Consider the following 13,399-nt stretch of genomic DNA (forward strand, 5'->3'; position numbering starts at 1 on the left):
CTGGTCGCGCTCACTTCTTGCCGGCTGTCTCGACAAGCGCGTCCGCGTACGCCTCGCGCAGCCGGTCGGGATTAAACCTCTCACCAAGTGTCGCTGGGTCGTGCTCGCCAGTGAGCAGGTCCGCCAGTTCGGCGTCGTCCTCGAAACTTGCACTGGCTGCCGTTGCGCTGTCGCCTACATTACGGGCGACCGTGGGTGTGCCACAGGCCGCTGCCTCCAACAGCACGTTCGGTAGCCCCTCGATGAGAGACGGGTGGACGACGAGATCAGCCGCCCTGTAGTAATCAGGCATGGCAACGAAGTCGACGCGGCCCAGCGGTTCGACACCGTGAGTGGCCGCCAGCTCCGGCCGCATCGGCCCGTCACCGATAACGTACCACCGGAACGGTTCACCACAACCGTACAGCTCCTCGGCCGTCTCGACGAGTGTCCGCATCCCTTTCCGCTCGGTGAGCCGGCCCACGGTCAGGAAGATTCGTTCCTCATCAGGGAACCCGAGTTCACGAGCGAGTTCTCGCTCACGCTCGGCCGGGACGGGCGAGAACTTTTCGCGGTCGACAGGCTGTGGAATCTCTGTGACTGGTATATCGTCGTTTCGGCGCTTTATTTCGGAGCGACCGTGGGGGCCTAGCACTATAACGCGTTCACTCCCGTGAACCGGGACGCGACCAAAGAGGTTGTTCAGCGCGAACGCCTTCACTGCACTCACGCCCTCGGAGAAGCGGAACTCGTTGAAGTTGTCGCCCGCGAACCGTGTGAGAACGGGCGTCCCCGTCCGACGGCCGGCAATGGTAGTCGCACAGCCATGCAACGGGAACTTCGTAACTTGCCAGAGGAGGTCCGGCTCCTGTTCGTTCGCGTAGGTCGTCACCACCTGTGTGAGCGTCCGTAACGTCCCGATAGCCCTCTCAGTTTCCGACAGCCCCGGGTCGACCGGGGTGTACCCATCTACGTCCTCTCCACATCCCTCCCGAATGAGTAGGTCACAGTTCAGGTCGTGTCCTGCGTCGGTCAGCAATCGCCGGACATTTTCGAGGAAAGTCCGGACGTTGCCGGGTAGTCGCGTCCCGCCGACGACGCCTACACGTAGCTCAGTCATTCGTCGTTACGTCAGACAGCGTAATTGGTTCGTCCTCTTCGGCGAGCGTTGCACAGAGGTCACGGAACGCGTCGAATCCGTCTGCGAGGCGCATACAGGCCGGATGAGCCAACACAGTTGCAGTCTCACCGGTCGCCCGGTGCTCCGAGACGTAGTCTACTACCCACTCACACCAGTCCTCGGGCTGGTGGCTCTCAGTTCCGAACGGTCCGGAAAAGTCTTCGACCGCGGTCGTTCCGGGTTTCCGGAACGCGTGGTAGACGTGTTCGTGGTCCGGTGGCGTGTTTATCGGCACGACCGTCAGGTCGTCCTCCCGTCGGACCGTTCCGTCGGGTTCGACTGCATCCGAGAAGTGCGTGAATCCGTGCGCGGCGAGTAGGCCAGCCGTATGCTCGTCGTGGCGGTACGCATGGTCTCGCCACGACGTTATCCGCGCGCCGACCGCTTCGAAGGCGGCAACGGTCTTCCGTATTTCGTAGGACTGGAACGGTCGCGGCCCGTTCCACGAGCCCACCCGTCCACCAGAGGCCTTGCCAAGTGCGCGCCACACGCTGTGTACCGGTGTGGTGAACGCCCAGTAGTTGTGGCCACCGAGTTCGACGTTAGCCATCGATACCAGCCGCTCCACCAGCGCCGGTTCCTCGGCGATACACCTGCCAGTACAGAACAGCGTCACCGGCACGCCGTACTCGGCGGCGATTTCGGCGTATTCCACGGCCGCCTCGACTTCTGTCCCGTCCAGGTACGGCTGGTCACGGGTCTCCATCGACATGTGGTGGACGTCGCCGGTAATCGCGACTGTCATTCGAGGTAGCCGAGGTCTTCGAGTCGGTCCTGGACGTCCTCGCGCGCTGCGTCGGTTGCGGCCTCGAAGGGGAGCGGGTCACAGGTCGCCACATCCCTATCGTCGAATAGCGGGAGTGGCTCGCCGTCCATATCCGTGGGGACGGAACAATCGACGCTGTGTAGCACGGTCGGTGCCACGTCGGTAATCGAAATCGGGCCGTCGAGGTCGGTCGCGTCGACGTCCGGCCCGTCGGCGAGGAAGAGTCCAGTCCGGACGTTCTCGGCTTCCCAGTGACCCACATCGCTGAAGATGGGGTTCGAGCCGATTGCACCGCTGGCGTGGACGCCCGGCCGCTGGTCGAACACTATCTCCGGCGCATCCTCGACGTACGGGCCCTCGTAGGCCTCCTCACGGCGCATCACCTGCCGGGCGATAGGCTCACCAGCATCGTTTTCCAGTGCTGCGAGGTCGTCTATCAATCGCTTTACTGTGTCGGGGTCGTCGTCGATGACGTAGACGAGCCCCTGACCGCTCGCAACGGCCGACGATTGCTCCCAGTCGACCTTCTCCAGTTTCTGCTCGCGTTTGAATCCCTCCTCGTCTTCGGGAATCTGTTCTGTGAGACGGTCTGGTGCTAGCCTGGTTACGAGGCTATGGATGCCGAGGTTGTGAGCGAGCTTCGAGAGGCGCTTCTTGTTGACTCCGTACCTGTCGAAAACGTCCGCTGTCTCAGTCTTCGTAACGAGATACCCCTCTGACTCGAGCCAGGAGTTGACGTAGAACACTGTGTCCACGTCTTTGCATCCGTGGTCCGACATCAACAACAGGGTGGCGTCAGGGTGGTCGTCCCGAATCGCTCCAATCTGCTCGTCAATGACCTCCCAGGCACGGCGGGTCGGCTCGCCGCGCCAGAAGAAGTGCTGGAGGACGTTGATATAGAAGACGGTGCAGTGGGCTACGTCGACGTCTTCCGCTTCGAGTTGCTCTCGGAACGTCTCCAGCCGCTGCTCGATCAGTTCGACCAGTCCGTCAGCCTCTTCGCGATCTTCCTTCCCAGTGACTGGCGATTCTGGGTGCAGACGGTACCCGTCTGTGTCGAGCCGCTCGCCCAGTTCTGGCGGGTGGGTGTACGCATCCTGCTCACTCCCGGGACCACCGGCAATCATGTACTCGTCAACCTCGAACGGCGGGTACGTCATCGGGAGGTTCATGATACCGGCCGTCTGACCGTTCTCGTTCAGGTAGTCCCAGTAGTTCGCGCTCTTGAACGAACGCGAATCTGGTGTCGTGAGCGTCCGTCGGTCGGTGTCGATAGTTTCCCACCAGAATACGCCGAGTTTTCCCGGATTCTTCCCAGTCGAGTAACACCGCCAGTTCGGACAGGTAACCGGCGGGAAACAGCTGTGCATGTCGGTCCATACCCCCTCTTCTTTGAGGGCCTGGATGTTCGGAAGTCTCCCGTCGTCCAACCACGGTTCGAGCAACGCCCAGTTGGCCCCGTCAAGTCCAAGTACGATTGTCTCAGTCATTGGTAACAGTCACCCGCCGTCCGGAACTGGTTGTACCGCCGGACGACGCTGGATTTGAGTTGCTGTTGAAAGGCCTGTGTTGAGAAGATTTCGACTCCTTTGCGCAGGTCACCCCCGACTCCGTCGTCTTCGAACCGGTCGATAGCACTTCGTATCCCCGCCGGCGACCCATCGTGACACAACCCGTTCTCGCCATCCTCGAAGAACAACCCGGGGAATCCCTCGTCACGTGTCAAGACGGCCTTTCCGCTCGCGTTTGCCTCGATGGGAACAATCCCGAAGTCTTCCTCGTGGCCGTTGAATACCAGCGCACGACAGGTGGCCAGAAGGTCTCGCTTCTCACTCTCGCTCACGAACCCGCGGTAGTCGATCTCGTCAGCTCCACGGATCGTTTCCATCACGCTCTCGTCGACATCACCACGACCGCCGGCCACCACGAGCTTGTTGTCGCTCCCGGCGAAGGCCTCAACGACTTCGGGGACGCCTTTTTCATTGTCCAAACGGCCGAGGTGGAGGTAAAATCCCTCCTCGTCGTGGTTCTCGTACTCGTCGATATCGACAGGAGGGTAGAGTACTTCAGCATCTCGCTGGTAATACTTCCGGATGCGACGGGCGATAATAGGGCTGTTTGCAAAGTAGCCATCGACCCGGAGATCCACCGTGGCATCCCGGATTCGCAGATACCGAATCAGTGGTCGTGCGAGTTGCCCCACTACTGAATCTTTCCTGTCGTGGTAGAGATCGTAGAGCCATCGCGGCGGGGAGTGACAGTAGTTCAGGTGGAGGGCGTCGTCAGGTGTAATGACTGCACGCGCCGTAGCGCCGGACGTGATTATCACGTCCGGATCACCGTACTCGCGCCAGTCGACGTCTTCCCAGAGAGCATACTCGAAGAGTCGCCCGACTTGAGCCTGAAGTCTCCGGAGTGGGGCTAGACGGAGATTTCGGGTCACGTCGACGAACCTGACATCTCCGTACGGGTTGGAGGAGTCCGGGTCGGGCTCTCCGATCGTGTATATCCGCTCGCAATTCAAGGCCTCAGCGAGTCTTGTGGCCAGATATTCCGAGCCGCCCCACGCATTGACGTGCCAGTGGGAGATTGCGATATCGAGATCAGAGAGCGTCCGACCGTCGGACGCCCCGTCCCAGGTGTCGACATTTTGCTCATCAGCGCTCGCCTGGGATTCCATATCTTCCCGAAGATAGGGGCCAGTGATAACTCTTGTCGAACACGCTGGCTGCCGCTTCCGTCCACATTTCGCCAGACCGCCTGATTAGGGCGAGTACGGTCGTCCAATGACCGACTCGGCGACTCGGCTGGTGTCCTTTCCGAGGGAAGCACGGTACAGACTGTTCTCTGTGGCCTGTTGGTGCCGCGGGAGAGACTATTGGTAGGCAATCTCGTGGGTGACATAGTTCCTGGAAAGACCTATCTAGCGGGGCCAGCCACACTCTCGTACTCCCACACGAGGTCGAAGTACCGCTTCATACCCGCGACGAAGGAGCCGTTCTCGGTGAGCGCGGCCTGACGCATGTGGTTCGGGACGTCAGGTTCCTCCACCAGCAGGATGGCCTCGCCGCTGTCGTAGTCCATGCTCGGGTCGACGAGTGTGCCGCGCCACGGAAGTTTCTCCGTGCTGAATCGGACCCCGACCTCGGGGAGGTCGGTTTCCAGCTGCTCGACCATCTCAGCCTGCACCGCGGCTTTCTCGGGCGGGAGCTGGTCCGGATGCAGGAACAGCACCGACACGTCGACGCCGCGCTCGACAGCGCCGGCGAGGGCGCTCTCGACGCTGTCGAGGTAGGCGAAGCTGTTTGTGATGATGCCGAGTGTCTCCTCGGCATCGGCATAGAGGCGGCGGGTCTCGCGCTCGCTGGGTTCGCCGACGTCGACAACGTGGAACAGCTCGGCAGTCGGGGAGATGTCCTCGCTGGCGCGCTCGAACTGCGGGCCGTACTCCGCCAGGAACGACTCGCGGTTTTCCTCGATGTCGGCCGCGAACGCCTCGTAGGACTGGCGGCTGTTCTCGATGGCCCGGTCGAGTATTTCTTCGGGCGCCTTGGGCTGGTACTCCTTGGGTCGGCCGGGCACCACCTTGATGAACCCGCGGTCGGCCAGAGACTCCAGCACGCCGTAGATACGGGCTTTCGGGATACCGGTCGCCTCCGCGAGGTTCGGTGCGGTAGTTCGTCCGAGCGTCAGCAACTGCTCGATGGCCGTCGTCTCGTACTCGGTCAGCCCAACGCGGTCGAACACGTCGGACGTTTCGGTCATACTCCCTCTTCATCACCCGGAAGGTAAAACGCGCGGGAAACGCCCGAAAGTATTTATTGGGTGCTCAAGATAGTTACTCGCAACGTGAGTAACCAGCAATCCGAAACCCGCGAACGTGACGATGCACACCTCCAGGACGTCGAGGACGGCTGTGGCTGTGTCGAGGTGTGGGAACACATGAGCGAAGACCGCGAGGAGTGACTCTCAGACAGTCGCATATTATCGCAGTTTCTCTGCCACGTGAACGCCGCCCTCCGACTGCTCGCTAGCAATCAATTTGCCTGCTACGACAGCGACTCACTCCTCGAAAGCCCTCGACTGCTCGCTAGCAATCGATTTGCCTGCTACGCCCACTGCTCACTTCCCGAAAGCCCTCGACTGCTCGCGGGCGCTGTGACGGATACCTCGCTTCGCTCGGTAGTGCCGCCACAGCGCTCCACGGCTCACTCCGTTCGCCGTTTCGCCACGAGGAATCTCCCTGCGGTCGATTCCTCGCGCCCGCGACCCGTCTCGCCCTTTCAGTCCACCAGGGATTGCCTGCCCTCCCCCGGGTCGCGCGACGGAGCGCACTCCCGGCCGCGAAGCCGTTTCATCGGCTGAGTCGGGGAAGGGCAGGCTGACGGCGGAGAACCTGGCGGACTGGAAGGGCGAGCTCGGTCGGCGCGGGTGCGCGGGCCCTATCCGAGCGAAGCGAGGATATCCCGCACAGCCGGGTCGAGCGGGCGAGGGCTTCCGAGTGCTACAAACCAGTACAGTCGCTGTCGACAACGAATACTAGCCGGGTCGAGCGGGCGAGGGCTTCCGAGTGCGACAAACCAGTACAGTCGCTGTCGACAACGATTACTAGCCGGGTCGAGCGGGTGAGACCACTGTCCTGTCCAGGGACAAGAATTGCTAGCCGGGGACCCGTATTTATTTGAGTGCGCGTGGCAGATGGTCGACAATGGCCGACCGTGACGACGTCTGTGTGCTGCTCCCTGCCTACAACGAGGCCGAGACTATCGAGTCCGTCATCGAGGGATTTCACGAGCAGGGATTCGACAACGTCCTCGTCGTCGACGGCGGGAGCACGGACGATACGTACGAACTTGCCGAAGCCGCCGGTGCCCGCGTCGTCGAGCAGTCGGGCGACGGCAAAGGGCAGGCCATCCGTGAAGCCGTCCGCATATATATCGAGGTGCCATACGTGTTGATGGCCGACGCCGACGAGACGTATCTGGCAGGCGATGCGGACCGGATGCTCGAACCGCTCTTCGAGGGACGGGCCGAGCACGTCATCGGCGACCGCTTTGCCGACATGAAACCCGACGCGATGACGCGGCTCAACCAGGTCGGTAATCGTCTCATCAACGGGGCGTTCTCGCTCATCCACGGCCACGACTACGCCGACATCCTCAGTGGGTATCGCGCCTTCACTCGCGAGTCGTTCCTGCGGCTCTCACTGTCCGCGGAGGGGTTTGGCATCGAGACCGAGATGGCCGTCGAGTGCGTGAAACACGGAGTCCGAACCGTCGTCGTCCCGATAACCTACCTGCCACGCCCCGACGAGTCCGAGACGAACCTCCGACCGGTTCGGGACGGTGGGCTGATAATCGTGACGCTCTACCAGATGGCCAAGACCAACAACCCCCTCTTTTACTTCGGCAGCGTCGGCGTCTCTACCATCGGGATAGGTGGACTGCTCGGCATCTACGTCCTCTATGACTGGTTCGTCAACGGCATCTCACACAACGTGATTGCTACTGTGGGTGGTATCGCCGTGGTGCTTGGTATTCAGCTGCTGATGTTCGGCGTTCTCTCGGACATGATCGTGACCGTAAACCGGGAACAGACACAGCAACTCGAGGAAATCGCGAATCGACTGAGCAACGAGCGCCAGCCAACCCAGCAGTCCGAGATCGACGGCGAGACGGATACACCGGCATCGCCCAACAACCGCCAGAATTGAGCGGAGCGAGACGCGGTCAGTGGCCCGATGCCACTGGGAGAGTTCAGAACGGAACCAGCGCCCGCAGCTGTGTCAGCAGGCTGTTTGACGCCGACGCTCGCTTGCGCTCGAACGTGGGATGCAGGGCGTTGAACAGCTCCTGTTCCGAGTCGAACTCTGTCGCCGTCGCCATTTCGAGGGCGTCCCCGACAGTCATGCTGTGGCCGGCGGAGTCGATGGGCACAGTGATATCGCCCGCCTGCTCGCGCACCTCGCGGGCGGTCGCGGGGTAGTCGATGGTCTCCTCGCCGAGTTTGGCGTCCAGCGCGGCGATACCGAACTCGATAGCGGTCGGCTCCTCGGTGTCGTCGGCCGGTGGCTGTACACCCATTGTCAGTACCGTGGGGCTTCAGCGTGGAAAAGGCTGTGTTCGCCAGGCCATAGCATCGCTCACGTGACCGTACGGCGGTTCAGTCGGCCGTCTCGGTCTCGCCCGCCGCCCCATCGCAGGAGACGAGCCACTCCTCGGCCCAGGCCGTTATCTCGTCGAACACCGGACACAGGGACTCGCCTTTCGGGGTGAGTCGGTAGTACGTCGCGACCGGTGCGTCCTCCTCCAGACGGCGTTCGACGAACCCGGTCTCCTGGAGGTCGTCGAGGACTCGGGAGAGTGTGCGGGAACTGGCATCGGTGGCCCGCTTGAGCTCGTTGAACCGGCGCTCGCCGTTCTGGAGTTCGTGGAGGACGACGAGGCGCCACTTCGATCCGACCTGTTCGATAGACTCGATGACGGGGCAGGCGTCGTCGCTTGCCGCTTGCTCGTCTGCGAAGATTTCTGATGACATCGGTGTGACCTGGTATCTCCTATGTCCGGGAAGCGATATATAGGTTCGCATCCGAACCAAGTAACGTAATGAAACCACACGTCCGTCCGTTGATGAATCGCCACACGACAGCCCGCCGTCCGGGGGTATCGGCCTGATGGCCTTCGAGACCGCCGGTGCGGCCGAACTCTTCCTGGTCGCGCGGCTCCTCTTCGGCGGGGTGCTTGCCTTTACTGGCCTGAACCACTTCATGAACGCCGAGGGGATGATACCGTACGCCGAGGCGAAGGGACTGCCCGCGCCGGCGGGGGCCGTCTACGGGAGCGGTGGCCTGCTCGTGTTCAGTGGCCTGCTCCTCATCGTCGGCGCCTATCCCGTCGTCGCGGCGGGGGCGCTCGCGGCCTTCCTGCTTGCCTCGGCCGTCACGATGCACGACTTCTGGGCGGTCCCCGAGGACCAACAGCAAGACGAGATGACGCAGTTCCTGAAGAACGTCGCGCTGGCGGGCGGCGCCATCGCCCTGCTGGCTGTCGCCGGGACGGCCTGGCCGTACAGCCTGGCGCTGGGCGTCTTCTAACCCGCTGTCGCCAATTTCAAACCCCCCCGGTGCCGATGTGTTCCTGAATGCTCCAGTCCTCGCTCGTCGAGTCGCTGGCCCTCGTGCCCGTTCGGCCGCTGGTCGTCGTCGTCTCGGTTCTCGCGACCGCCGTCGCCGTCCAGCGGCTAGTCGGCGAACGGCTCACTGCCGGGCTGCGCCGACGCCTGTTGCTCGGTGTGCCGTGGGGGACGCTGCTGACGATAACCGGCGTCCTCGCGGTCTACCTCTTCGTCCAGGGGGCGTACTGGCACTCGGACCTCCTCGTGACGCCGTTCCGGACGTGGTCGTACTATTACCCGCTGGGGCTGCTCATGGGGCCGTTCACACACGCGAGCGTCGGCCACATCACCGGGAATCTGCTCGGGACGCTCGTCTACGGCACGGTCGTCGAGTACGCCTGGGGGCACTACCCCCAGGGACGCGGTGAGGCGTCGTTCAGTTCGGTGTGGACGAACCCCTTCGCCAGAATACTGGCTGTCCCGGTCGTCATGTTTCTCGTGGGCGTGTTCACGGGGGTTTTCGCGCTCGGTCCGGTCGTCGGCTTCTCCGGCGTGGTGTTCGCACTCGCTGGCTTCGCGCTGGTGACGCGACCGTACCTGTTCCTCGGGGCGTTCCTGGGGAGCCGTATCATAGACCTCGTCTACACCGCGCTCCTGTCGCCGGAGCCGACCATCGGCGGGAGCGTCCAGTACGTCACGCCGTGGTGGGCCAACATCGCCATCCAGGGCCACGCTATCGGGCTGCTGGCCGGCGTGTTCCTCGGGACGGCGTTGCTCCGAGCGCGCTCGGAGCGGCCGGATCCCGGCGCGGTGTTTTTCGCCACACTGGTCTTCGCCGTGGTTCAGGGCCTCTGGGCGGTGTACATCCCGGTCGGCAACGGGCGATACACCCTGTTTCGCTGGCTCGGGACCGCCCTCGTACTCCTGCTCTCGGTGCTGGTCTCCGCCGCGACGCTGTACACCGACCGGCGGGCGCTCCCGGACTTCGATGGCGGGTGGCCGTCGGTCGCGGGCTTTGCGCTCATGGTCGCCCTCGCGGCGCTCTGTCTCGCGTCGGTGCCGGCAAACGGGGCCTCGCTGGGCGACGGGGACCTCCCCGAGGACGGACTGCAGGTCCGCGATTACGTCGTCACCTACCAGGAAGACGTTCGAAACGCCTACGTCGACAGTATGCCCCTGCCGCCGACGGCCCAGCAGAACATCACCGAGAGCGGCGTCATCGTCGCCAGCGCCGACCGCGAGATATGGACGGTCGCGGTCTCCCGGTCGCGACTGGCGCTCCAGGGGGACGCGACCGTCACCGTCGGCGGCGCCGACTGGCGCGAGACGGTCCAGGTCGAGCGGGAAAGCTGGTCGGTGGCAGGCAACGACAGCGTCTACAGCGTGGCCCTGGCACGCCAGAACGGCCCGTCTCGGACCGTCTACACCTCCGACCCATCGACCCTCGACGGGCGTATTGACGGGCAAAACCTCTCGCTCCGGCCGGTCGGGAGCGGCTTCGAGATCTCGGTCCGCCAGAACGGTACCACAGTCGACCGCGGCCCGGTGCCGGCGAATATGTCGAGCCGGAGTATCGGCGGCCTCACGTTCGAGCGCAACCGGTCGCGGCTGTACGCCGCCGGCAACGGGACGCGAGTCATCGTCGCCCGGGAAGGGGACTAGCGACGAATCAGCGCCACTCGATACGGAAGAGCTCGGCGTCGATGCTCCGGCGGTCGTCCTCGTGGAAGTCGAACTGGTGGGGGATATCGAACTCGGCGGCGAAGGCGTGGGTCACCTCGCCACCGTTGTCGACCGCGAACGACTCGACGAACTCACTGCTGCCGGCGTTGTGCAGCGAGTAGGAGACGCTCGCTATCTCGGCGGCGGTCGCGAGAAACGCGCGGTCGGCGTGCTCGTTGCCCGACTGGGCGCCGAAGGGCGGGTTCATCACGACCGTCGTCTCGGCGGCCGGCGGACAGAGCGGGACCGCCGTCGCGTCGGCACGGACCCACGACACCGACGTCGTCGACCCGACTTTCCGTTCGTTTGTCCGAGCTGTCGACAGCGGGCCGGGGTCGATATCCACGCCCACGACGGTCTCGGGACCGCGCAGGGCCGCGGCGAGCGCGAGCATCCCGGTCCCACAGCCCAGGTCCACCACCGTCCGGTCCTGCACGTCGCCCTCCAGGTCGGCCCGATGGACCAGGTGCGCAGCCAGGTCCGGCGGGGTCCGGTACTGTTCGAGGTCGGCTCTCGGGTCCGTGAAGCCGGCGACGACGCCGAGTTGCTGTGCGAGCGCGCTTTTGGTCGCCATCAGGCGCAATACACCTGAGTCATGTAAAAACCTTTTTAAAATGCACACCAGTTATCATGCTTTCGGGAGTTCGACGACGAAGACTGCACCGCCTTTGTCGCTCTCCTCGACCCGTATCTGCCCGCCGTAGCTCGCTATCATCGCGTCGACGAAGTAGAGGCCAAAGCCGGTCCCACCGGAGTCGGTACTCTTGCCGCCACGCTCGAAGATTCGATCCCTGACGTCCGGGGCGATGCCCGGTCCGTCGTCCGCGATTCTGACGGTGACCGTCTCCTCGTCCACCGAAGTCGTCACCTCGACGGCGACGCCGGGCTCCTCGTCTTGGCCGTGGCTGTCCGTCGAACCGTGCTCTACTGCATTGGTGAGGATGTTGCCGAAGACGTCGTGCAGGAGGTCGTCGGCGGTCACCGCGACGTCGCTGTGGACCGAGACGTCGACCGTCGCGCCGGGTGTCATCGAGGCGGCCCTGCGTGCGGCCGATTCGACAACCGGGGCTAGCTCGACCGGTTTGGTCTCGGCAGACGCCTCGTCCGAGAGCGTCTGCAACACCGACCGGACCTTCCGCGTGAGGTCGACGATATCGTCGCTCCACTCGACGATGGTCTCGGCGTACGCCCCGTGGTCGCCATCCAGCTCCGAGGCGAGCATATCGCCCCTGGCGCGGATGACGTTCATGCCGTTGAGGATGTCGTGGCGCAGGATGCTGTTGAAAAACTCCATCTGGTCGCGACGGCGTTGCAACGCCTCGTTCGAGGCCGCGAGTTCCGCCCGCTGGTCGTTTAGTTCCGTCTCGCGAGCGACCCGGTCGAGCGCTGCGGTCGCCGTACTCGAGAGGATATCCAGAAGGTGGCGCTCGGACTCGTCGAACGGCTCGACGGTCGTCGAGCCGACACACAACAACCCGTGGTCGTCGAGGGGCAGACACAGCAACGTTCCGAGGGGGACGCCGGGCGCCGACGGGGCATCGAGTTCCGTGTAGTCCTCGATGACGGCGGGCTCGCCCGCGTCGAAGATAGCCATCTCGTCGGAGCCGGGTTCCATGTCCGGGAGGTCTTTCGGGATGTCGACGCCGGCGAACTCGATCGCCGTCTCCGTGGCGCCGACGGGGTAGAGAACGGTATCGTCGCCGTCGTACGCCCACATCGCCGCGATGGGCCGGTCGATGACTCGCTCGGCTATCTCCGTGACCCGCTCGGCGACGGCCGCTTCGGTGTGGGTGTACAGCAGATCGTTGGTGGCCTCGCTGAGTGCGTCGACGCGCTCTTCGCGGCGCTTCAGCTCCGTGATGTTGCGGGCGACGCCGACGACCTGGGCGACCTCGCCGGCCTCGAAGACGGGCTGGTACCACGTCTCGAACACCAGGTCCTCGACCGACTGTGTCACCCGAACCTCGTCGCCCGCCAGCGCCTCCTCTGCGGCGTCGATAATCTCCGGGTAGTCGGCGTAGACGTCGAAGATGGAGGCGCCGGTCAACTCCCCTTGCTCCAGCCCCAGCGCACTGAGACCCTTCCCGGCCGAGTGGGTGAAGGTACCGTCAGCGTCGAGGGCGAAGACGACGACTGGGAGGTTGTTCACCATCGTCCGGACCTGCTCGCTCCACTGGATACGGTCCCGGTCGCGTTCCCGACCCTCGGTTGGCTCCCGAACGAAGGCGACGACCCGAACCGTTCCGTCGACGTCGAGGCGCTCTAACGTGACCTCGACGGAGCGTTGTTGGCCCTCGGGCCCGACGACCTCCCACGCCACATGGTGGTCGCCGTCGTCGGCCGCTCGCCTGATAGCGGCGACCGCCTCCTCGGTCGTGAACCCCGCCGTGCTTATCTCGCCGACCGTCGCTCCCACAAGTTGCTCGCAGTCGCGCCCGACGAGCTCACAGGCCGCCTGATTGGCGTCGAGGATACGGCCGGTCTCGGGGTGGTGTACCATGACCGGTTCCGGCGTCGCATCGAAAATATTCGCATAGATACTATCGTCCATGTCCGCGGGCATACACAAGAAACAACGACGGATAACAAGACAGTATCCCCGCAGTTCTTACGAACTGAAATAGGGGGTCGATGTCGGG

General features: G+C 63.7%; 12 protein-coding genes. 3 read left to right on the forward strand and 9 right to left on the reverse strand.

Annotated features, from left to right (window positions below; translation table 11 throughout):
- Positions 1 to 10 precede the first annotated feature (10 nt).
- The 5 genes from EGD98_RS05065 to EGD98_RS05085 form a co-directional block, all read right to left on the reverse strand.
- Positions 11 to 1,099, reverse strand: coding sequence for a glycosyltransferase family 4 protein (locus tag EGD98_RS05065; RefSeq protein ID WP_220587261.1), 1,089 nt, complete (start codon positions 1,097 to 1,099; stop codon positions 11 to 13).
- The gene (locus tag EGD98_RS05070) at positions 1,092 to 1,904 is read right to left on the reverse strand and encodes a polysaccharide deacetylase family protein (protein WP_220587262.1); all 813 of its coding nucleotides are present in this window, start codon (positions 1,902 to 1,904) and stop codon (positions 1,092 to 1,094) included. Before EGD98_RS05070 ends, EGD98_RS05065 begins: the two co-directional genes overlap by 8 nt.
- Complete coding sequence (locus EGD98_RS05075; RefSeq protein ID WP_220587263.1) at positions 1,901 to 3,415, reverse strand: alkaline phosphatase family protein; 1,515 nt, start codon at positions 3,413 to 3,415, stop codon at positions 1,901 to 1,903. Before EGD98_RS05075 ends, EGD98_RS05070 begins: the two co-directional genes overlap by 4 nt.
- Positions 3,412 to 4,605, reverse strand: a complete 1,194-nt coding sequence (locus EGD98_RS05080; protein ID WP_220587264.1) for a glycosyltransferase — start codon at positions 4,603 to 4,605, stop codon at positions 3,412 to 3,414. The genes EGD98_RS05075 and EGD98_RS05080 overlap by 4 nt, the downstream gene beginning before the upstream one ends.
- A gap of 239 nt (positions 4,606 to 4,844) precedes the next feature.
- Complete coding sequence (locus EGD98_RS05085; protein WP_220587265.1) at positions 4,845 to 5,690, reverse strand: TrmB family transcriptional regulator; 846 nt, start codon at positions 5,688 to 5,690, stop codon at positions 4,845 to 4,847.
- A 943-nt stretch (positions 5,691 to 6,633) separates the two neighbouring features.
- Here EGD98_RS05085 and aglJ point away from each other — a divergent pair.
- Positions 6,634 to 7,638: an S-layer glycoprotein N-glycosyltransferase AglJ gene (gene aglJ, locus EGD98_RS05090; RefSeq protein ID WP_220587266.1), complete on the forward strand. Its 1,005-nt coding sequence runs from the start codon at positions 6,634 to 6,636 to the stop codon at positions 7,636 to 7,638.
- A gap of 43 nt (positions 7,639 to 7,681) precedes the next feature.
- Here the strand turns inward: aglJ and EGD98_RS05095 are convergent, their stop codons facing one another.
- Together EGD98_RS05095 and EGD98_RS05100 are read right to left on the reverse strand one after the other, a co-directional pair.
- Entirely contained in the window at positions 7,682 to 8,008 is a 327-nt protein-coding gene (locus EGD98_RS05095; protein WP_220587267.1) for a DUF5789 family protein, read from the reverse strand.
- Between the two features lie 79 nt (positions 8,009 to 8,087).
- Positions 8,088 to 8,462 (reverse strand): winged helix-turn-helix transcriptional regulator, encoded by a 375-nt coding sequence (locus EGD98_RS05100; RefSeq protein WP_220587268.1) that lies wholly within the window; start codon positions 8,460 to 8,462, stop codon positions 8,088 to 8,090.
- 136 nt (positions 8,463 to 8,598) lie between these two features.
- Here EGD98_RS05100 and EGD98_RS05105 point away from each other — a divergent pair, with 136 nt between their 5' ends.
- Complete coding sequence (locus tag EGD98_RS05105) at positions 8,599 to 9,018, forward strand: DoxX family protein (RefSeq protein WP_220587269.1); 420 nt, start codon at positions 8,599 to 8,601, stop codon at positions 9,016 to 9,018.
- Between the two features lie 47 nt (positions 9,019 to 9,065).
- The gene (locus EGD98_RS05110) at positions 9,066 to 10,700 is read left to right on the forward strand and encodes a rhomboid family intramembrane serine protease (RefSeq protein ID WP_220587270.1); all 1,635 of its coding nucleotides are present in this window, start codon (positions 9,066 to 9,068) and stop codon (positions 10,698 to 10,700) included.
- Between the two features lie 7 nt (positions 10,701 to 10,707).
- Here EGD98_RS05110 and EGD98_RS05115 read toward each other — a convergent pair whose 3' ends face one another.
- Together EGD98_RS05115 and EGD98_RS05120 are read right to left on the reverse strand one after the other, a co-directional pair.
- Positions 10,708 to 11,334: an METTL5 family protein gene (locus tag EGD98_RS05115; RefSeq protein WP_220587271.1), complete on the reverse strand. Its 627-nt coding sequence runs from the start codon at positions 11,332 to 11,334 to the stop codon at positions 10,708 to 10,710.
- Positions 11,335 to 11,388: 54 nt separating this feature from the next.
- A complete protein-coding gene (locus EGD98_RS05120; protein WP_220587272.1) occupies positions 11,389 to 13,323 on the reverse strand; it encodes a PAS domain-containing sensor histidine kinase in 1,935 nt (644 codons plus the stop codon).
- Between the last annotated feature and the right edge of the window lie 76 nt (positions 13,324 to 13,399).

Origin of the sequence: Haloarcula salinisoli (assembly GCF_019599405.1) — an archaeon.
In the GTDB taxonomy this organism is placed as follows: Archaea; Halobacteriota; Halobacteria; order Halobacteriales; family Haloarculaceae; genus Haloarcula; species Haloarcula salinisoli.